The 19,139-nt window shown below is 68.2% G+C and carries 17 protein-coding genes and 1 tRNA gene; 7 read left to right on the top strand and 11 right to left on the bottom strand.

Annotated features, from left to right (window positions below; all coding sequences use genetic code 11):
• The first annotated feature begins 23 nt into the window (after positions 1-23).
• Together JNK84_RS12220 and ccoS are read left to right on the top strand one after the other, a co-directional pair.
• Positions 24-2,156, top strand: a complete 2,133-nt coding sequence (locus JNK84_RS12220) for a heavy metal translocating P-type ATPase (RefSeq protein WP_293424939.1) — start codon at positions 24-26, stop codon at positions 2,154-2,156.
• Positions 2,157-2,167: 11 nt separating this feature from the next.
• On the top strand, positions 2,168-2,392 hold the full coding sequence (gene ccoS / locus JNK84_RS12215) for a cbb3-type cytochrome oxidase assembly protein CcoS (protein WP_293424429.1): 225 nt from the start codon (positions 2,168-2,170) through the stop codon (positions 2,390-2,392).
• Here ccoS and JNK84_RS12210 read toward each other — a convergent pair.
• Positions 2,329-2,802: a hypothetical protein gene (locus tag JNK84_RS12210; protein ID WP_293424427.1), complete on the bottom strand. Its 474-nt coding sequence runs from the start codon at positions 2,800-2,802 to the stop codon at positions 2,329-2,331. The genes ccoS and JNK84_RS12210 overlap by 64 nt on opposite strands.
• Before the next feature lie 171 nt (positions 2,803-2,973).
• On the opposite strand from JNK84_RS12210, the gene JNK84_RS12205 reads away from it, so the two are divergent.
• Positions 2,974-3,693, top strand: coding sequence for a Crp/Fnr family transcriptional regulator (locus JNK84_RS12205; RefSeq protein ID WP_441343234.1), 720 nt, complete (start codon positions 2,974-2,976; stop codon positions 3,691-3,693).
• 223 nt (positions 3,694-3,916) lie between these two features.
• On the opposite strand, the gene JNK84_RS12200 is transcribed toward JNK84_RS12205, so the two are convergent.
• From JNK84_RS12200 to JNK84_RS12160, 9 genes are all read right to left on the bottom strand, one after another.
• A complete protein-coding gene (locus tag JNK84_RS12200) occupies positions 3,917-4,723 on the bottom strand; it encodes a MetQ/NlpA family ABC transporter substrate-binding protein (RefSeq protein WP_293424423.1) in 807 nt (268 codons plus the stop codon).
• A gap of 75 nt (positions 4,724-4,798) precedes the next feature.
• Positions 4,799-5,464 (bottom strand): methionine ABC transporter permease, encoded by a 666-nt coding sequence (locus JNK84_RS12195; protein ID WP_293424421.1) that lies wholly within the window; start codon positions 5,462-5,464, stop codon positions 4,799-4,801.
• A complete protein-coding gene (locus JNK84_RS12190; protein WP_293424419.1) occupies positions 5,454-6,581 on the bottom strand; it encodes a methionine ABC transporter ATP-binding protein in 1,128 nt (375 codons plus the stop codon). Before JNK84_RS12190 ends, JNK84_RS12195 begins: the two co-directional genes overlap by 11 nt.
• An 88-nt stretch (positions 6,582-6,669) precedes the next feature.
• Positions 6,670-6,903, bottom strand: a complete 234-nt coding sequence (locus tag JNK84_RS12185) for a hypothetical protein (protein WP_293424417.1) — start codon at positions 6,901-6,903, stop codon at positions 6,670-6,672.
• Between the two features lie 643 nt (positions 6,904-7,546).
• Positions 7,547-7,623, bottom strand: a tRNA-Pro gene (locus tag JNK84_RS12180).
• On the bottom strand, positions 7,614-8,894 hold the full coding sequence (locus tag JNK84_RS12175; RefSeq protein WP_293424415.1) for an O-antigen ligase family protein: 1,281 nt from the start codon (positions 8,892-8,894) through the stop codon (positions 7,614-7,616). The genes JNK84_RS12180 and JNK84_RS12175 overlap by 10 nt, the downstream gene beginning before the upstream one ends.
• On the bottom strand, positions 8,894-10,435 hold the full coding sequence (locus tag JNK84_RS12170) for an undecaprenyl-phosphate glucose phosphotransferase (protein ID WP_293424413.1): 1,542 nt from the start codon (positions 10,433-10,435) through the stop codon (positions 8,894-8,896). Before JNK84_RS12170 ends, JNK84_RS12175 begins: the two co-directional genes overlap by 1 nt.
• A 78-nt stretch (positions 10,436-10,513) precedes the next feature.
• Positions 10,514-11,638 carry a glycosyltransferase family 4 protein gene (locus tag JNK84_RS12165; RefSeq protein WP_367272322.1) on the bottom strand — a complete coding sequence of 375 codons (1,125 nt, stop codon included), beginning with the start codon at positions 11,636-11,638 and terminating at the stop codon, positions 10,514-10,516.
• A 5-nt stretch (positions 11,639-11,643) separates the two neighbouring features.
• Positions 11,644-12,264 carry a polysaccharide biosynthesis/export family protein gene (locus JNK84_RS12160; protein ID WP_293424937.1) on the bottom strand — a complete coding sequence of 207 codons (621 nt, stop codon included), beginning with the start codon at positions 12,262-12,264 and terminating at the stop codon, positions 11,644-11,646.
• 170 nt (positions 12,265-12,434) lie between these two features.
• Between JNK84_RS12160 and JNK84_RS12155 the strand changes: the two genes are divergently transcribed.
• Positions 12,435-14,576, top strand: a complete 2,142-nt coding sequence (locus JNK84_RS12155) for a GumC family protein (protein WP_293424411.1) — start codon at positions 12,435-12,437, stop codon at positions 14,574-14,576.
• A 13-nt stretch (positions 14,577-14,589) separates the two neighbouring features.
• Here the strand turns inward: JNK84_RS12155 and JNK84_RS12150 are convergent, their stop codons facing one another.
• Positions 14,590-15,789 carry a GNAT family N-acetyltransferase gene (locus JNK84_RS12150; protein ID WP_293424409.1) on the bottom strand — a complete coding sequence of 400 codons (1,200 nt, stop codon included), beginning with the start codon at positions 15,787-15,789 and terminating at the stop codon, positions 14,590-14,592.
• 120 nt (positions 15,790-15,909) lie between these two features.
• Between JNK84_RS12150 and JNK84_RS12145 the strand changes: the two genes are divergently transcribed.
• The 3 genes from JNK84_RS12145 (at position 15,910) to JNK84_RS12135 (ending at position 19,063) form a co-directional block, all read left to right on the top strand.
• Positions 15,910-16,965 carry a polysaccharide deacetylase family protein gene (locus JNK84_RS12145; RefSeq protein ID WP_293424407.1) on the top strand — a complete coding sequence of 352 codons (1,056 nt, stop codon included), beginning with the start codon at positions 15,910-15,912 and terminating at the stop codon, positions 16,963-16,965.
• A 108-nt stretch (positions 16,966-17,073) separates the two neighbouring features.
• Entirely contained in the window at positions 17,074-18,342 is a 1,269-nt protein-coding gene (locus tag JNK84_RS12140; RefSeq protein ID WP_293424405.1) for a lipoprotein-releasing ABC transporter permease subunit, read from the top strand.
• The gene (locus JNK84_RS12135) at positions 18,335-19,063 is read left to right on the top strand and encodes an ABC transporter ATP-binding protein (RefSeq protein WP_293424403.1); all 729 of its coding nucleotides are present in this window, start codon (positions 18,335-18,337) and stop codon (positions 19,061-19,063) included. Before JNK84_RS12140 ends, JNK84_RS12135 begins: the two co-directional genes overlap by 8 nt.
• Positions 19,064-19,139 lie beyond the last annotated feature (76 nt).

Raw genomic sequence — 19,139 nt, 5'->3', positions numbered from 1 at the left:
TCGTCGAGCCGCTGGGCGACGGCATGGCGCGTCTCGATCTTGCGGTCGATGGCATCACCTGCGCCGCCTGCATGCCGGTGATCGAACAGGGGCTGAAGGCGGTTCCCGGCGTCGTCGCCGCGCGGGTCAATCTGACCAACAGGCGCGTCGCGGTCGAATGGCGGCAGGATCGCACCGACGCCGAGACCGTCGTGAAGCGGCTCGACCGGCTCGGCTTCAGGGCGTTTCCCTTCGATCCGAAGGCCGCCGAGAGCGCCGAGGCGGCCGAGGCGCGCTTCCTGATGAAGTGCCTCGGCGTCGCCGGCTTCGCCATGATGAACATCATGCTGCTGTCGGTCTCGGTCTGGTCCGGCAATGTCAGCGACATCACGCAGGAGCAGCGCGACTTCTTCCACTGGCTCTCGGCGCTCATCGCCGTGCCGTCGGTCGCCTATGCCGGGCGGCCGTTCTTCCGGTCGGCGCGGACCGCGCTGGCGGCCGGCCAGCTCAACATGGACGTGCCGATCTCCCTCGGCGTCCTGCTCGCCGTCGGCCTGTCGCTGGCGGAGACCTGGAACCACGGCACCCACGCCTATTTCGACAGCGCCGTCATGCTGCTGTTCTTCCTGCTCACCGGGCGGTATTGCGAACAGCTCATGCGCCGCAAGACCTCCTCCGTCGCGGCCAATCTCGCCGCGCTGAAGGCCGAGACGGCGCTCAAGGTCATGGCGGACGGCGCGCTGCGGCAGGTTCCCATCGCGGCTGTAGCTGCCGGCGATATCGTGCTGGTCCGGCCCGGCGAGCGCATCGCCGTGGACGGGGTGATCACCGGCGGAACCTCCGCCATCGACCAGAGCCTCGTCACCGGCGAGACGCTGCCGCAGACGGTCGCGCCGGGCGATCCGGTCTTCGCCGGCACGACCAACCTGTCGGGCATGCTGCGCGTCACGGTCAGGGCCGCGGCGCGCGGCACGCTGCTGGACGAGGTCGAGCGGCTGATCGAGACCGCCGCGCAGTCGCGGTCCACCTATCGCCGGCTGGCCGACCGGGCCTCGGCGCTCTACTCGCCCGTGGTCCACGTCACGGCCATCGCGACCTTCGCGGGCTGGCTCGCCTTCGGCCTTGCCTGGCAGCCGGCGCTGGTCATCGCGATCACCGTGCTGATCATCACCTGTCCCTGCGCGCTCGGCCTCGCCATTCCTGCGGTGCAGGTGGTCGCCTCCGGTGCGCTGTTCCGCACCAATGTCCTGCTCCAGTCCGGCGATGCGCTGGAGCGGCTCGCCGAGGTCGACACGATCGTTTTCGACAAGACCGGCACGCTGACCCTGCCGGAGCCGGCCATTGCGGAGGCCGGAGCCCTGCCGGAACAGGCTCTCGGCCGCGCTGCCGCGCTGGCGCAGGGGTCGCACCACCCGCTGGCGCGGGCCGTGGCGGTCTCGGTGCCTCAGGCGCAGCCGCCCACCGATCTGGAGGAAGTGCCGGGGCAGGGCGTGCGCGCGTTCATCGACGGCGCCGAGGCCCGGCTGGGAAGCCCGGCCTTCTGCGGTGCCGAACGCGAATCGGCGGAGGTTGCCTCCCGCTACCCGGACGCCTCGCTGATCGCCTTCGCGCACGGCGATCTGCGTCACGTCTTCGCGGTCCGGCAGGCTCTGCGGCCGGACGCGGTCGCGGTCGTCGCGGCCCTGCGCCGCGCCGGCTTCGAACTTGCGATCTATTCCGGCGATCGCGTCGAGGCCGTCGAAACAGTCGCGCGGGAACTCGGCATCACGGCCTTCGAGGGCGGCTTGAAGCCAGCCGGCAAGATCAGTCGCATCGAGGCCCTCAAGTCCATCGGCGCCAAGGTGCTGATGGTCGGCGACGGGTTGAACGATGCGCCCGCGCTCGCCAGCGCCCATGTATCGATCTCGCCGATCACGGCCGTGCACCTGACGCAGGCCGCGGCCGACGCCGTGTTCCTCGGCGACAGGCTCGCGCCGGTCGCCGCCACGCTCGCCATCGCCCGCAAGGCGCGCCGGCTGATGACCGAGAACCTGTGGCTCGCGGTCGTCTACAACGCCATCGCCGTGCCCGTCGCCATTGCCGGACTGGTGACGCCGCTCATCGCCGCGCTCGCCATGTCGGGTTCATCGGTCATCGTCACGGCCAACGCGCTGCGCGCGCGGTCGGCACGGCTCTGAGGGAGGCTGGAATGGATGTGCTGGTCTTCCTGGTGCCGCTCGCGCTCGGCCTTGGCCTGCTGGGCCTCGCGGCTTTTCTCTGGTCGCTCAACACCGGCCAGTACGAAGACCTCGACGGCGCCGCCTGGCGCGCCATCGCCGACGAGGACGGATCGCTGGGGACCGATGGGGCTCAGGCCGTCGGCGCCACGGCGACCGACTTGACGAAGCCGACGGAGCCCGGCCGGAAGTGGTGATCGGTCAGCACCTGGCCGATATCGGTCCAGCTGGTCATCCGCTCCGCCGCGATTCGTGAATCGGCGTCCTCGATCACGATCTGGGTGCAGCCCCGCCGCGCCGCCAGCGAGTCGATGAAGTCGAACAGGACGTCGGAGGCAGTGCTGGCGGGCAGATCCGCGCGCGAGAGGTAGGATACTTCCAGCCGCCGGCCGAAGCGCGGGTCGAGTGCGATGCGGAACAGGCACGCGGCATGCGCATAGCCGCGCTGGTCGGCGACCACCACGCAGCCGAAATGGCCGCTGTCGCCGGCCTCGTCATGGTCGAACAGGGCGCGCCAGTTCTCGATTTCAATATCGGGATGGCAGATGCGAACGATGCCGAGCGCGGCCATCGCATCTGCGCCATGCACGAGGCGGGCGGTGAACATCGGGCGCGGCTTCCCATCAAGGCAACTGGCCCGGCTGAGGATCGGCGCGCGCGACGCCACGGTCTTTGTGCTAGATCAATCGCGCGGCCCGCGCCTGCTGGTAGTTTGATCTTCAGCAAAAGCGCTCTCAACCAAGGGGTCACTGCCATGACCACGCTTGCAGCGTTAGCCATGCCTTCTCAGCGCAGTGCCTGCGCCCGCCCCGGCGGGCCGAGCTATTGCGATGCGTGCAAGGTGCGGCCGCTCGCCGTGTGCGCCGCCCTCGAGGCGGGTGAACTGCACGAACTCGATGCCATCGTCCATCAGGGCCGCGTCGCGCCGAAGGAGACCTTCATCCATCAGGGTGAGGACGCGACCTCGGTCTTCTCCGTGGTCGAGGGCACGGTGCGCCTCTACAAGCTGCTCTCCGACGGCCGCCGCCAGATCGTTGGCTTCGCGATGCCCGGCGACTTCCTCGGATTGGCCCTGCACAACCGCTACGGCTTCTCCGCCGATGCGGTGGACGCCGTGGCGCTCTGCAAGTTCGACCGCGCGGAGTTCGACCGGCTGGTCTCGGCCAAGCCGCATTTCCTGCGCCGCCTCCACGAGTTCGCCACCCATGAACTGGTCATCGCGCAGGAGCAGATGACGCTGATCGGCCGCCGCTCGGCCGAGGAGCGCATCGCCGCCTTCCTGCTGACCATGCGCGACCGCTGGGCGCGCATCAGCGGTGCGTCGGTGACCGTCCAGCTTCCGATGCAGCGCCTCGACATCGCTGACTATCTCGGCCTGACCATCGAGACGGTGAGCCGCACGCTCACCCGGCTGGCGCGCGACCGCGTCATCCTCATCGTGCCGGAGGCCGTGCGCATTCTGGACGAGGGCCGGCTGGCGCAGCTGGCGCGAGGCTGAGACGGGCTCGCGATTGATCCGCATCAAAGCGGTCCCTGCCGAATTTGCCATGATGACGTTGGCCTGATCTCGGGCCGTCTTTCGGGGGAACGACGGTTACGACGGGGCCGGGACGGTCGCCATGTGCGGCCGTCCGTTTTTTTGTTGACGCGCCGCGCAGTTGGCGAGCCAAGTCCGATCATCGGGAGGAGCTCGCCAGTGCGGCGAGGCTCCTCCCGTTGCCTTACCAGGACGACAGCACCGATCCCTGGAACGTCTTCTGGACGAACTCCCTGACCTCGGCCGACTGGTAGCTCTCGACGAAGGGCTTCACCCAGGCCTTGTCCTTGTCGGCGTCGCGGACGGCGATCAGGTTGACATAGGGCCCCTTCGGGTCCTCGCGCAGCAGCGCGTCGCGGCCGGGCGTGAGGCCCGCCGACAGCGCATAGTTGGTGTTGATCACGGCCGCGGCGACATCGTCGAGCGAGCGGGCGGTCTGGGCAGCCTCCAGTTCGATGAAGCGGAAGCGCCTCTCGTTCTGCACGATGTCGGCGATGGTCGGGCGGTAGCCGACACCTTCTTTCAGCTTCACGAGCCCCTTGTCCTGGAACAGCAGCAGCGCGCGGCCGCCATTGGTCGGATCGTTCGGGATGGCGATCTGCGCGCCGGCCGGCACCTCCTCCCAGCGCTTGTGCTTCTTGGAATAGACGCCGATCGGGAAGTTCACCGTGAAGCCGACGCCGACGAGATTGTATTTCCGGTCGGCGTTCTGCTGATCGAGGAAGGGCTTGTGCTGGTAGGAATTGACGTCGAGATCGCCCGAGGCGAGCGCGGCATTAGGCAGGATGTAGTCGGAGAATTCGGTGATCGAGAGGTCGAGCCCGCGCTTCGCGGCCACCGGCTTCACGGCTTCGAGGATCTGGGCGTGCGGGCCGGCGGTGACGCCGACGCGCAATTTGGTCGGCGCCTGGGCGCGGGCGATGGCGGGCGCGGCGAGGAGGGCGGCAGCCGACAGGATGAGGCTGCGGCGGTCGGGGGCGGAGTAGGTCATCGGTAGGTTCCTTGGTTTGGGGCTTGGGTTTGCAGTGGCTTGGGTTTGCAGGAGCTTGGGGAGTGAGCTGAAGGTTCAGGCGGTGCGCAGCCGCCTGTTGACGCGGCGGGCGATCCATTCGCCGACGCTCTGGACGCCCTGGACGAGCACGATCAGGACGATGACGACGGCGGCCATCACCTCGGGCATGAAGCGCTGGTAGCCGAAGCGGATGCCGAGATCGCCGAGGCCGCCGCCGCCGACGGCGCCCACCATGGCCGAGTAGCCGATGAGGCTGACAGCGGTGAGGGTGAGGCCGAGCACGATGGCCGGCAGCGCCTCGGGCAGGAGCACCTTGCGGACGATCTGGAAGGCGGTCGCGCCCATGGCCCGCGAGGCCTCGATCAGCCCCTGGTCCACCTCGCGGATCGCCGCCTCGACGATGCGCGCGATGAACGGCGTGGCCGCGACCGTCAGCGGCACGATGGCGGCGGTCGTGCCGATGGATGTGCCGGCGACGAGGCGGGTGAGCGGGATGATCGCGACGACGAGGATGATGAACGGCGTCGAGCGGGTCGCGTTCACCACGAGCCCGAGCGCGCGGTTGACCGCGACGGCCTGGAACAGCTCGCCCTTGCCGCTGGTCGCGAGGAACACGCCGAGCGGCAGGCCGAACAGCGTGCCGATCAGTCCGGCCGCCGTGACCATGTAGAGCGTCTGCCAGGTGGCTTCCGCGAGAAGTCGCGCGATTTCAGGGGACATAGCCGAGAATCTCCGTGTGGAGGCCGTGCGTCGTGGCGAGCGCCTGCAGCGCGTCGCCGACATCGCGCCGGGCGGGGACGGTGACGATGAGGTTGCCGAACGGCCGGCCGCCGATCTCGTCGACCTGGCCGGACAGCACGTTCACGTCGATGTCGAGGGAGCGCGACAGCCGCGAGATGACCGGCGCCGTCGCATGTTCGCCGGTGAAGACGATGCGGATCACCGCCGAGCCCGCTCCGTTTGGCGAGGCGCTCAGCCGATCCGCGAGATCGCGGGGCAGGGCGCTGCCGGTGACGGAGGCGATGAAGTTGCGGGTGGTTTCCGTCCGCGGCCGCGCGAACACATCGTAGACCGGACCCTCTTCGATGATCCGGCCATGCTCGATGACGGCGACCCGGTCGCAGATCTCCTTGATGACCTGCATTTCGTGGGTGATCAGCACGATGGTCACGCCGGTCAGCGCGTTGATGCGCTTGAGCAGCGCCAGAATCGCGCGCGTCGTCTCCGGGTCGAGCGCCGAGGTCGCTTCGTCCGACAGCAGCACTTTCGGGCGCGTCGCCAGCGCGCGGGCGATGCCGACCCGCTGCTTCTGTCCGCCGGATAGCTCGACGGGGTAGCGGCCGCGCTTGTCGCCGAGGCCGACCAGCTCGATGAGTTCGTCGACCCGCCGCTGAATCTCCGCGCGGGGCGTGCCCGCGAGCTCCAGCGGCAGCGCGATATTGTCGAACACGGTGCGCGACGACAGCAGGTTGAAGTGCTGGAAGATCATGCCGATGCTGCGCCTGAGGTCGCGCAGGCGGTCGGGATCGAGATCGCCGACCTCGGCGCCGTCGACGACGACCGATCCCGAAGTCGGCCGGTCGAGCCCGTTGATGATCCGCAGGAGCGTCGATTTGCCGGCGCCGGACCGGCCGATGATGCCGGTGATACCGCCGCCGGGCACGGAGAGGTCGACGCTGTCGAGCGCCGTCACGGCGGGATCTCCGCCCTTGGCCCGGAACGCCTTGGAAACGCTGCGGAACAGGATGGCTGAACCCGCGCGGCCCGGGTCTTCCGCCGGGGGCGGTCCGGACGACGGGATCGCCACGGGATCTGGAAAGCGTGTCAGTGCATTCATGGCGGCTCGGCCTTCGGGGAATGAGGCACCGGCCCCGCGCGGAATGGGCGGGGGTGGTGAGACTGGTCGGGTTGCGAGGCGATGAGGTTCAGGCGGCGCGCAGGACGGCAGCCGGCAGGACGCCGCGCCGGGCATCGGCGATGGCGCGTCGCAACACCTTCAGGGATCGGAAGAGCTGCGAGTCCAGCCGGTTCAGCGTCGGCGTCGCCGCGAAGAAGCGGAATCCACCGCGATCCTGGACCGCGAGGCCGACGGCTTCGTTGTCGAACTCGATGAGAGAGACATCCGAGCGGAGCGGATGCGGGACGTGGGACTGGAACATGACGGACCTGCCGCCGGACGGGGCCGGCGTCTCCATTGCGATGAGCGCGGGGGGTGGGAGAGGCGTATCGGTCACATGGACCGACAACACCGTCCGTTGCGGCGCATCCGGCGGCAGAGCCAGGTCTGGGAAGAGAAGCGCGGCCGCGAAGCCGCGGAAGCAACGAAATTCATCGGACCAACTCCTCAGAGGAGCCCACGAACTTCATTCGTGGCGCTTTAGCCCTTGGTCACGCGGTGCAAGCTGCTCCATCAAAAGCCGCGTCAGGCGCCGGAGCGAAGCCGACGACTGAGCCTTGATCATGCGGTTCGCGGGGGTGCCCTGTCAACAAAATCATTCTCTAAAAAGAACGGTCGCCTGTAGAACGGCAGCGCAATCTGCGGCCCGATTGGAGAAATTTCATGATGATTGGCGCAAGTTGTGCCGGATTGAGGTCAGAATAACAAACTGCATTGCCGCTATCAGTGGCGTTTCGTTCTCTAAAGCGAACGAATACCGCCGCACTGGAACAAGCTGGAACGACGACGGCCCCTTCCCGCCGGTCGCGACCGGACCGAGGGGGCTGGCAGACGTCGTTGGCACGCCGGTCCCCGATCGACCAAGCGAACAGGCGGCCGGTGCTGTCGGATAATTCGGAGAAAATTGGTCGGAGTGCCGAGATTCGAACTCGGGACCCCTTGCACCCCATGCAAGTGCGCTACCGGGCTGCGCTACACTCCGACCGTGCCGGGGGATTTAGGACGTTTCGGCGGCGGCTGCAACCCGCCTGCGACGGCCAATCCCCACAAGAGACCGCCGAGCGCCCAGAAGTGGCGCCAGTGGTCGGTGTCGATGATCTTGCCCTCGAAGGCGAGGCCGCAGAAGGTCGCGAATACGGCGATGGCCGCCGGCTGCCACGGCGTGCGGCGGAAGGCGGCGAGAAGCCCGACGAACAGCGTCAGCCCGACCAGCACGTGATAGGCGATGCCCGCCGTCCAGCCGCCGGACATGAAGGCGTTCAGATAGACGTTGTGCACATCCTCGGGGAAGAAGCGGGTGAATTGCAGCGGCCCGATGCCCATCGGCAGGTCGAGCGCCATCTGCCAGCCATAGGCGTGCCGGCCGAAACGGCCCATCGGGCCATGATCGTAGCTCTGGTTGAAGCTGGCGCGCTCCTTCATCAGGTCCGCGACCTTGTCGATGGAGAGCAGCACTGCGAGCAGCGCGGCCATCAGCACGAGCCCGGCCGTCACCACGACAAGGATGCGAAGCCTGTCGGCGCGCGTCTGCGCGGTGAGGAACAGGAGACCGGTCATCACCGCCGCCGATAGCGCGAAGTGAATCCAGGCGCCGCGCGAGAAGGAGAGAAGCAGGGCAACGAGCAGCACCGCGAAGACGGCGCCGGCGCGCAATATCTGCACGCGGCCGCCCGCGTAGAAGGCCTGCATGGCCGTCAGCATCGGCAGGATCAGAAACGGCCCGAACACATTGGGATCGTTGAAGGTTCCCTTGGCGCGACCATAAAGGGTGAGAAGGTCGAAGGCCCCCGGAAAGGCGCGGAAATAGCCGGCGAGACCGGCAAGAGCGGCGATGACAGCGGCGAGTGTCCAGGCGCGAACGACCACATCCATGCGCGCAGCGGTGTTCTCGGCCGCGACGATGGCGAAGAACACCATGGTAACAGCGAGATACCAGGACACCGCGACCCACGACGCCACCTTCTTCGCGCCGAGGACGGGAATCGCCGAGAGCGTCAGGCCGAGGCAGTAGACGACGAGAATCAGCACCAGCGGCATGAAAGCCGCGCGCAGCCTCAGTCCGCCCGTGGCTGCGAAACAGCCGATCGCCACGAGAGCGCCGATCTCATAGGGCGACGGCTCGGCGAAGACGAAGGCGCTGCCGACCAGCATCAGGAACAGGACGCGCAGGCGCAGCGCTTCCCTGTCCACCAGCCAGCCGGCCGTGCCGTAACCCGCGGCCGCGACGTTCCGGGCGGGGTTCGCAGCGATCATCAGAACGCGTTGTCGCGGTGCTGGGCGAGCGAGATCGGCGTCTTGGCGAGGATGTAGAGGTCGAACAGGATCGACCAGTTCTCGATGTAGTAGAGGTCGTGCTCGACGCGCCGCTGGATCTTCTCGGGCGTGTCGGTCTCGCCGCGCCAGCCGTTGATCTGCGCCCAGCCGGTAATGCCCGGCTTGACCTTGTGGCGGGCGAAATAGCCGTCGACAACGTCGTCATAGAGCTTGTCGGCGGCCTTGGCGTGCGCCGCGTGCGGGCGCGGGCCGACCAGCGACAGATTGCCCTTGAAGACGACATTGATCAGCTGCGGCAGCTCGTCGATCGAGGTCTTGCGGATGAACCGGCCGACGCGGGTGACGCGCGGATCGCCCTTGCTGACGAGCTTCGAGGCGGTCGCATCGCTCATGTCGGTGTACATGGAACGGAACTTGAAGACCTCGACCAGCTCGTTGTTGAAGCCGTAGCGCTTCTGGCGGAAGAAGACCGGCCCCTTGGAATCGAGCTTCACCGCGATGGCGGTGGTGATGAGGACCGGCGACAGCGCGATCAGCGCCAGCGTGCCGACGACCTTGTCGAAGATCCATTTCAGCACGACGTCCCAGTCCTGGATCGGCTTGTCGAACACGTCGAGGACGGGAACGTTGCCGATATAGGAATAGGCGCGCGGGCGGAAACGCAGCTTGGCCGTATGGGCGGCAAGGCGGATGTCCACCGGCAGAACCCAGAGCTTGCGCAGCATGGTCAGCACGCGCGCCTCGGCCGTCATCGGGATCGTGACGATGACGAGATCGACGCGCGTGCGGCGGGCGAATTCGACGAGGTCGTCGACTGTTCCCAGTTTCGGCACGTGCGCGGCATGGGCCGGCGAGCGGGCATCGGTGCGGTCGTCGAAGGTGCCGCAGATGGTGACGTCGGAATCCTCCTGCGCGAGGATCGACTGGATCAGCTCCTCGGCCGGCTCGCCGCCGCCGACCACGACGGCGCGGCGCTGGAGGCGGCCGGCGCGCGACCATGATTTGACCACCTGCGCGAGGGCGATGCGCGCTGAGGCGAGAATGATCAGCCCGGTGGCGTACCAGCTGCCAAGCCAGACCCGCGACAGTTCGTCGCCGGCCTTGAAGAAGAAGGCTGCGGCCACGGCGACGAGGAAGACCAGCGTCCAGGCGATCAGGAGGCGGCTGAACTGCGCGACATGGGTGCGGAAGACGTGAACGTCGTAGAGCCCGGCCGCCTGGAAGGCCGCGAGCGTCAGCATGGCGAGGCCGAACAGGCTGACGGTCGAGGTCCATTGCAGGCCGTGGACCGGATAGACCCAGCCGAGATAGATGACCGCGCCAAGCGACAGGACGACGGTGAACTCGATGAGGCGGACGAAGCCGCCGAGCACAACCGGCGAATAGGCCGCGCCGACCGCCTCGTCGGCGATCTTGGCCGCAAGGGCGGACAGCTCGCGCCGCTCGCCGTCGACGGCCGGCTTTGCTGCCTGATCCGCCTCGACGGCCTTGATGATATCCCGCCCGGTTATGCCCAGCATGGTCCTGCCTCACCCGTATTCCCGCGCGTGAGGATAGAGACCAATGGTTGCTTTTCGCTTGATCGCTCGCGGCAGAGGCTAACGACCGCTGCGGGCGGAAAGAGCCGCGCGATAGGCGTCGAGGACGCCCTCCGTCATCGCGGCGGTCGAGAAGCCGCCGGCGACGCGGTCGCGCAGGCGGGCGGCGAAGACAGCGGCTTCGGCCGGGTCGTCCAGCATGCCGGCTATGGCGCGGGCGAGCGCTGGCGCATCGTCCGGCGGGATCAGTCGTCCGGCATCCTCGCCGAAAATCTCGCCGATGCCGCCGACGGCGGTGGCGATCTGCGGCAGGCCGGCGGCGCCGGCCTCCAGAACCACGTAGGGCAGGGATTCCGCACGGGACGGCACGATCATCAGTCGTCCGAGCGTGAAAGCCTGCCGGGCGGGCAGGGCGCCCGGAAAGCGCACGCGGTCGGCAAGGCCGAGGCGCGATGCCTGCTCCCTGAACGTTTCCGCGTCAGGTCCGGCCCCGACCAGCGTGGCGGTCACGAGGCGTCCATCGCGCGCGAGCAGGGCAATGGCCTCCAGCAGCACGTCGACGCCCTTCAGGTGGCGTAGTTCGCCGATGAAAATGAGGTCCGTCGCATCGCTCGCGGCTTCAACCGGCGCGAACTCGTCCTCCGCGACGCCGTTATGGACGACGCGCGTGACGCCCTGAGGCTCACAGACCTTGGCACGGAACGTGTCGAGCCCGTAGCGGCTCTCGAACAGGAACAGGTCGGTGCGGCGCGCCAGCAGGGCTTCGAGGGTCAGATAGGCGAAACCGACCGCTGTTTTTCGCGAATAGTGCAGGCTGCCGCCATGCGGCGTGTAGGCTTTCAGCCGTCTGCCGCCGACGAGGCGGGCATAGGCGCCGCCCTTGGAGCCGTGGCCGTGAACGACATCGACGCCCATGTCCGCGATGCGCTTCGCCACGAAACGGCCGGCCGACCAGTCGGACGGGCCGAGCTCGCGGCTCATGGCGACGCGCGTGACGCCGAGCGCCAGTTCCGAACCGAGCTCGGTCAGGATTGTCTCGGCGCGCTCGCCGCCGGTCGAAGCATCCGCGACGATACCGACGCGGTGGCCGCGCGCGGTCTGTTCGCGCGCGAGATCGACGACGTGGCGAAACAGCCCGCCGACCGGCGAGCGCATGACATGCAGGATCGAGAAGCTAGCGTTCACCGTGCTCAGAACCAGCGTTCGCGCACCACGACGGTATCGCCCGGCTGGAGCCGATGGGTGAGGGGCACATCGGCGCGATAGAGCTGCCCATTCACCTTGCGGGTGACCTCGACGTTCCAGCGATTGGCGCGCGGCGTGAAGCCGCCGGCGATGGCGACGGCATTCTGCGCGGTCATGCCGGTGACGAAGGGGAACTGCCCGCCGGCGGTGATCTCGCCCATGATGAAGAAGGGGCGATAGGTCTCGATCTCGACGGAGACGCTGGGGTCGCGGATGTAGCCGCCGCGCAGGCGCGAGGCGATCTCCTGTCCGAGCGACGGAGCGGAGCGCCCGGCTGCCGGCACCGCGCCGATCAGCGGCATGGAAATGGCGCCGGCCGAATCGACGGCATAGGAATTGGTCAGGCCCTCCTGCCCGAAGACGACGACGCGCAGGCGGTCGCCGGTATCCAGGAGATAGGGGCCCTGCGGCTCGATCTGGGCATGGGAAACCAGATGGCCTTCGCCGCCGACCGGCCCGACGACCCCGCGCGTGGTGTCGACCAGCGTGCCGGGTCCTGCGCCCGGGCGCCCGGCGCAGCCGGCCAGCGTCAGCCCGATCGCCGAAGCGACCAGCAAACGGCGCATCCCTGACCGACGCATCGCGTCCCGCCTCTGCATGCCAATCAACATGGCGCGGATGATGCGTCGTCATGGTTAAGAAACGCTGAGCGCATCACGCGCGGCGTTCGGCGGTTAACGCGGTGGCAACCTTAATCATTTCTGATGAGGCATCGGTTCCTTGAGGCAGATGCGACATGCGGACGACGGGCGGAGACGACGCCGGCCAGAGGGAGCGCCCGTCATTCGGGGCGCTCGACCTGTCTGCGCTCGCCGCAGCCATCTGGCGCAGGCGCGTGTGGATCGCCGCGCCGACGGCGCTGGCGCTGGTCGGCTCGGCGGTGATGGTCAATCTGACGAGCCCGACCTACCGCTCCGAGGCCCGCATTCTCGTGGAGAGCGGCGAGACCGGCTACACGCGCGCCGAAGGCGACCGCTCCGGCGGCGAGCGGGCCGCCATCGATCAGGAGACGGTGCTGAGCCAGGTCCAGCTGGTGCAGTCGCGCGACATCGCGCGCACGGTCGCGGACAAGCTGGAACTGTCGCGCCGGCCCGAGTTCGACCCGGCGCTGCGCGGCGTCAATCCGATCCGGCAGGCCCTGATGCTGGTCGGTCTCGCCGACAATCCGCTGCGCATGACCGCCGAGGAGCGGGTGCTTCGCAGCTATTTCGAGAAACTCGCGGCCTATCAGGTCGACAAGTCCCGCATCATCGCCGTCCAGTTCGAATCGGACGATCCGCGCCTCGCGGCGGAAGCGGCTAACGCGATCGCGGCGCAGCTCATCGCGGCGCAGCAGGCGGCCAAGCGCGACCGCACGCGCAATGCCGGGCAGTGGCTGTCCGGCGAGGTCGAAACCCTGCGCAAGAAGGTCGAGGAGGCCGAGGGCCGGGTCGAGAGCTTCCGCGCCCGCGCCAACCTGTTCGTCGGCTCCAACAATGTCAGCCTGACCGCACAGCAGCTGGCGGAGGTGAACAGCCAGATCGCCTCGGCGAAGGCCCAGCAGACCGACGCCCAGACCCGGGCCCGCCTGCTGCGCGACTTCCTGCGCTCAAACCGGCCGATCGAAGCGGGCGACATCGTCAATTCGGAGATCATCCGCCGCCTCAACGAACAGCGCGCGGCGGTCACGGCGCAGCTTGCCGAGCAGTCCTCGACGCTTGGGCCGCGCCACCCGCGCATCGCGGAGTTGCAGGCGCAACGGACCAATCTCGACAGCCAGGTGCGCGTCGAGGCGGAAAAGCTGGTGCGGGTGCTGGAAAACGACTCACGCCTTGCAGGCGCGCGGGTCGAGGCGCTCCAGCAGAACCTCGATCAGGTGAAGCGGCAGGCGAGCGAAGCGAGCGAGCAGGAAGTCCAACTCCGCGTGCTCGAGCGCGAGGCGAAATCGCTGCGCGACCAGCTCGAAGCGCTGCTCGGCCGCTACCGCGACGCCACCGTCCGCGACACGCCCGATGCCCTGCCGGCCGATGCGCGCATCGTCTCGCGCGCCGTGGTCTCCAACATCCCGGCCTTCCCGAAGAAGCTGCCGACCATCCTGATATCGACGCTCGGCACGATGCTGCTGGCCTTCGGCTGCGTCGCGACGGCCGCGCTGATGGGCGTCGGGGCTCCGGTCGCCGCGCGCGGCGACGAGGATCGGGCGGACGCGGGCGCCGACATGACCGGTGACAGCGCTCCGCCGACCGCGCCGTCGTTCGACGCCGTCGATCTTGCCGGATCGCGTGAGACGGCCGGCGAGACGGAAGCGTCGTTTGCCGAGGGGCCCGACAGCATCGCGGCGCTCGCCGCCATGCTCGACCCGGCGGAGACCGGCGGCGGGCGGACGCTGGTCGTGCCGGTGACGCGCGGCTATGCCGCCGCCGGCGTCGCGGTCGCTCTCGGCCGTCATGTCGCGGCTGACGGCCGGCGCGCGGCGTTGGTCGATCTGGACGCCGAAGGGCGGGCGCTGTCCGCGCTTCTGCCGCCCGGCGCGTCCGGTCTTGGCGATTTCGCCGGGGGCCGCGCCGGTTTCGGCGCGATCCTGCATGCCGACCCGGCGTCCTCGGTCCATATCGTGCCCTTCGGCGCGGCCGCCGAAGCCGATCCCGATACGGCGGACTTCGTGATCGAGGCGCTGGCGCGCAGCTATGACAGCGTGGTCGTCGCGTCCGGGCTGCTGCCGCCGGAGCCGGAAGCCTTCGACCGCCTCGCCGCGCTGGCGAGCGACGCCGTCGTGGTCGCGGAGACATCGGCCAACGACCCGCGCGTCGTCTCGGCCTTCGAGCGGCTGCGTGGCGCGGGCCTGCGTCCGGTGGTGGTGATGCTGGCGGCGGCGGACGAGGCGGTGGCCGCCGCCTGAAGCGGCCGAACCGTCAGCCTTCGCTGCGGCCGCGCGCGCGGCGCAGTTTCGTCACCAGCGACCAGAGCCGCGGCGACTGCTTGATCCGGCGCTTCGCCAGCGCCGTCAGCGACAGGCCATTCGCGGCGACAAGGCCGCGTACCGTCATCGGGATGAACTGGTCGAACAGCGCGTCCTGCCCGTCGCAGAGATTGCTTTTGTACTGCGCCTCGCCCGCGCCAAGGTCGAAGACGGCCAGGCTGCGCTCGCAGCAATGGCGGATCAGATGATGCAGCAGCAGTTCGCCGGGGCTTTCCTTCATCAGGGGGCCCGGCGTCATGGCGTTGAACATGCCACTATAGCGGTTGCGCGAGATTGCTCCGCCGAAGAAGGCGATCGGCTCGTCGCCGACCATCAGCGCGCAGAGTTCGATCGCGGGCGTCGGCGATCCGAGGCCATCGCTGGCGGCTCCGACGATGAAATCGCGCATGCCGGGCGTGCCGAAGACATTGGCGATGCCGAGCGCCTCGAACCTGACGGCCTTGAAGGCGAGGAACCGGTCCGTGAACCGCTCCACCTCCGCCGGCGTCGCGGCGACGCGGAAGGAGACCGGACCAGCCTCGGCGAGATTGCGCTCCTTCTTCTTCAGCTTCCTGCGGGAACTGCTTGAGACGACCCGCCCGAGCACCGCATCGGCGTCCGGCCCCAGCGCCAGATGATAGCCGAAGGACGGCGAGGGCTGGTGCGGCAGGGCGAGAAAGGGATTGGCCATTCCATCCCAGACCGCTGGCTGGTTGGTGAGGCGGAACAGGTCGATCCGCGCCGGCGAGCGACGGGCGATCTCCCTGAGTGCCCCGGTCAGCACCGGCCTGGTCATCGCGGCGGCGAAATCGCGCTGCCACAGGCCCATGCCGAAATTGGCGTGCTTGTCGCCGATGAAGGAGGCGACGCCGCCGAGCGCCGAGCGCTCGACCACGAGGGGCAGGATGGCGCGGGGCGCGCCGGTACTGTCGCCGAGCAAGGCGAGGCAGGGCGTGCCGCCGTCGCCGAGATGGCGGTGAAAGCGGCTTTGCCAGTCGAACGAACGATAACCCGAGGAAACCGCCGTCGTCTCCAGCGCCCGCCACGCCGGCTCGATCTCATCGAAGCCGGCGGCGAGCGTCACCGTCGCCGGACTGCCCGCATCGGCAAGCGCCGCCGCGTCCGCCGCCGTCATGTCGAGGACCAGGGTCATCGGTGTCCATCCGAGCTCTGCAAGCGTCGGAGGTTGTCAAAGAAGTCTCAAGAAATGGTTGGCAGGATCGCAGCGCCGCCGCCGGTATCCAGCGCGGGGAAGCGGGGGAGCGACAGCGTCATGAGCGGAATTCGCACGACCCTCTTCAAGGCGGGGCTCGGCACGCTCTATTTCACCGGCGCCCACCGGATGCTGCGGCCCGTCTTCGGCGGGCTCGGCGCGATTCTGATGCTGCATCACGTGCGGCCCGCGCAGGGGGCGGAGTTCGCGCCCAATTCGCTGCTGGAAGTGACACCCGGTTTCCTCGAAAGCGTCGTCGAGCGCGTGCGCGCCCAAGGGTTCGACATCGTCGCGATGGACGAGGTGCCGGCGCGCATCCGGTCCGGCGACGAGGCGCGGCCCTTCGTCGCCTTCACCTTCGATGACGGCTATCGCGACAATGCGGAATTCGCCTATCCGATCCTGAAGCGCCACGGCGTGCCGTTCACCATCTATCTGCCGACCTCGTTCATCGACCACGAGGGCGAGCTGTGGTGGCTGGTGCTCGAAAAGACCATCCAGACTCAGCGGACCGTGGTGGCCTCGATCGGCGGCCGCACGGTGCATTTCGACTGCTCGACGGCGGCGCTGAAGAACGAGGCCTGGCGCGAGATCTACTGGTGGCTGCGCTCGCTGCCCGAGACGGAGCTGCGCGCCTATGTCCGCGATCTCGCGGCGCGCCACGGCCTCGATTTCCGCGATATCTGCCGCTCGCTGTGCATGACCTGGGACGAGGTGCGGGCGCTCGGCGAGGACCCGCTGGTCACCTATGGCGCGCATACGGTCAATCACGTCATGCTCGCCAAATACCCGGCCGAGACGGTGCGCGAGGAAATGCTCGCTTCGAAACTGCGGATCGAGAGCGAGCTTGGCCGGCCGATGCAGCATTTCGCCTATCCGGTCGGCGATCCGACATCGGCCGGCATCCGCGAGTTCGACATGGCGCGCGAACTTGGCTTCGTGACCGCGGTGACGACGCGGCCCGGCGTCATCCACGCCGAGCACGCCGGCCACCTGACCGCGCTGCCGCGCGTCTCGCTCAACGGCCATTTCCAGTCGCTGCACTATCTCGACGCGCTTTTGTCCGGCGCGCCCTTCGCTTTTTTCAACAGGTTCCGGAAGGTCAATGCGGCCTAGCGACCACGGGAAGGAAAAACCGCCGCGCCCTGGTCGCGAGAAGGCCTGAATCAGATAGTTTGTGCATTCAGCGCGGCGCTCCGCCGTGCGCTCAGTCGCAAACGGCCGATGTCAGACGCCACCGGAACCAAACCCTTCTCCGCCTTCGAATGGATGCTCTCGCTGCGCTATCTCCGGGCGCGGCGGAAGGAGGGCTTCATTTCGGTCATCGCCGGCTTCTCGTTCATCGGCATCATGCTCGGCGTCGCGACGCTGATCATCGTGATGGCGGTGATGAACGGCTTCCGCAAGGAACTGCTCGGCAAGATTCTCGGCGTGCAGGGCCACATGGTGCTCCAGCCGATCGACACGCCGCTGACCGATTTCGCCGAGGTCGCCCAGCGCCTGAGCCGTGTGCAGGGCGTGCGCCTTGCCGCCCCCATCGTCGAGGGGCAGGCGCTGGCCTCCTCGCCGTTCAACGGCGGCGGCGCCATCGTCAGGGGCATGCGGGCCGAGGACCTGAGGCGTCTGCCGCTGATCTCCTCCTCGATCAAGCAGGGCGGCCTCGAGGATTTCGACACGTCCGAGGGCGTCATGGTCGGCCAGCGGCTCGCCAACCAGTTGTCGCTCCGCCTCGGCGACAGCCTGACGCTGATCTCGCCGCGCGGCGCGCCGACGCCGATGGGCATGACGCCCCGGATCAAAGCCTATCCGATCGTGGCGATCTTCGAGGTCGGCATGACCGAATACGATTCCGCCTTCGTGTTCATGCCGTTCACGGAGGCGCAGGCCTATTTCAACCGCGAGGGCGATGCCTCCTCCGTCGAGGTCTATACCGACAATGCCGACCGGATCGACCAGTACCGGCGGGCGGTGTCGGAGGCCGTCGAGCGGCCGGTCTTCATCGTCGACTGGCGCCAGCGTAACGCCACCTTCTTCTCGGCGTTGCAGGTCGAGCGCAACGTCATGTTCATGATCCTCACCCTGATCGTGGTGGTGGCGGCGCTGAACATCATTTCCGGCCTGATCATGCTGGTGAAGGACAAGGGCAGCGACATCGCCATCCTGCGCACCATGGGCGCGACGCGCGGCTCGATCATGCGCATCTTCCTGATCACCGGCGCGTCCATCGGCGTGGTGGGAACGCTCGCCGGCTTCGCGCTCGGGGTGATCGTCTGCCTCAATATCGAGAAGATCCAGGAATTCGTCTCCTGGGCCACCGGCACGACGCTGTGGGACCCGACGGTCAGGTTCCTCACCCAGATCCCCGCCGACATGTCCACCGGCGAGACCTTCGCCGTGCTGATCATGGCGCTGACCCTGTCGCTGCTCGCCACTCTCTATCCGTCCTGGCGCGCCGCCAAGCTCGATCCGGTCGAGGCCCTTCGCTATGAGTGATCAGGTCGAACAGGGCGCGACGGTCGCCGGCGCTGCCGGCGAGGAGCCGCCGGTGCTCTGGCTCAAGGCCGTCGAGCGCCGCTACAAGCAGGCGGGCGGCGCGCTGGAAATCCTGAAGGGCGCGGATTTCGCGGTCTGGCCGGGCGAGAGCGTCGCGCTGATCGCGCCTTCCGGCACCGGCAAGTCGACGCTGCTCCATGTCGCCGGCCTTCTCGAAGCGCCCGATGCCGGCGAGGTCTATATCGGCGGCACCGCGACCTCGAAGCTCGCCGACAAGGACCGCACGCGCATCCGGCGGCTGGAGATCGGCTTCGTCTACCAGTTTCACCATCTGCTGCCCGAATTCTCCGCGCTGGAAAACGTCGTCCTGCCGCAGATGATCCGCGGCCTCGGCCAGAAGGAGGCGCGCGCGCGCGCCGCTGAACTGCTCGGCTATCTCGGCCTCGCCGAACGCGTCAGCCACCGGCCCGCCGAACTCTCGGGCGGTGAGCAGCAGCGCGTCGCCATCGCCCGCGCCGTCGCCAATGCGCCGCGCATCCTCATGGCGGACGAACCGACCGGCAATCTCGACCCGAAGACGGCGGATCACGTGTTCCAGGCGCTGACGCAGCTCGTTCGCGCCTCGCGGCTGGCGGCGGTTATCGCGACCCACAACATGGATCTGGCGGCGCGGATGGACCGGCGCGTCACCATTCGCGACGGGCTGATCGTCGAGCTCTGATCCCCTTGCGATTCACCTGACGTCAACCATTATGTTGCGGTTTTGTTCTCATCACTTGCCATGAGAACAAAAACGG

The sequence above is a fragment of the Phreatobacter sp. genome, assembly GCF_016793595.1.
Taxonomy (GTDB): domain Bacteria; phylum Pseudomonadota; class Alphaproteobacteria; order Rhizobiales; family Phreatobacteraceae; genus Phreatobacter.
The sequence above is the reverse complement of the archived record's forward strand: the minus strand, read 5'-3'. Positions and strand labels throughout refer to the sequence as shown.

Coding starts and splice junctions, on each gene's coding strand:
- JNK84_RS12220 (WP_293424939.1), top strand. CDS start 24: ATGGCGCGTCTCGATCTTGCGGTCGATGGCATCACCTGCGCCGCCTGC.
- ccoS (WP_293424429.1), top strand. CDS start 2,168: ATGGATGTGCTGGTCTTCCTGGTGCCGCTCGCGCTCGGCCTTGGCCTG.
- JNK84_RS12210 (WP_293424427.1), bottom strand. CDS start 2,802: ATGTTCACCGCCCGCCTCGTGCATGGCGCAGATGCGATGGCCGCGCTC.
- JNK84_RS12205 (WP_441343234.1), top strand. CDS start 2,974: ATGCCTTCTCAGCGCAGTGCCTGCGCCCGCCCCGGCGGGCCGAGCTAT.
- JNK84_RS12200 (WP_293424423.1), bottom strand. CDS start 4,723: ATGACCTACTCCGCCCCCGACCGCCGCAGCCTCATCCTGTCGGCTGCC.
- JNK84_RS12195 (WP_293424421.1), bottom strand. CDS start 5,464: ATGTCCCCTGAAATCGCGCGACTTCTCGCGGAAGCCACCTGGCAGACG.
- JNK84_RS12190 (WP_293424419.1), bottom strand. CDS start 6,581: ATGAATGCACTGACACGCTTTCCAGATCCCGTGGCGATCCCGTCGTCC.
- JNK84_RS12185 (WP_293424417.1), bottom strand. CDS start 6,903: ATGTTCCAGTCCCACGTCCCGCATCCGCTCCGCTCGGATGTCTCTCTC.
- JNK84_RS12175 (WP_293424415.1), bottom strand. CDS start 8,894: ATGATCGCTGCGAACCCCGCCCGGAACGTCGCGGCCGCGGGTTACGGC.
- JNK84_RS12170 (WP_293424413.1), bottom strand. CDS start 10,435: ATGCTGGGCATAACCGGGCGGGATATCATCAAGGCCGTCGAGGCGGAT.
- JNK84_RS12160 (WP_293424937.1), bottom strand. CDS start 12,264: ATGCGCCGTTTGCTGGTCGCTTCGGCGATCGGGCTGACGCTGGCCGGC.
- JNK84_RS12155 (WP_293424411.1), top strand. CDS start 12,435: ATGCGGACGACGGGCGGAGACGACGCCGGCCAGAGGGAGCGCCCGTCA.
- JNK84_RS12150 (WP_293424409.1), bottom strand. CDS start 15,789: ATGACCCTGGTCCTCGACATGACGGCGGCGGACGCGGCGGCGCTTGCC.
- JNK84_RS12145 (WP_293424407.1), top strand. CDS start 15,910: ATGAGCGGAATTCGCACGACCCTCTTCAAGGCGGGGCTCGGCACGCTC.
- JNK84_RS12140 (WP_293424405.1), top strand. CDS start 17,074: ATGTCAGACGCCACCGGAACCAAACCCTTCTCCGCCTTCGAATGGATG.
- JNK84_RS12135 (WP_293424403.1), top strand. CDS start 18,335: ATGAGTGATCAGGTCGAACAGGGCGCGACGGTCGCCGGCGCTGCCGGC.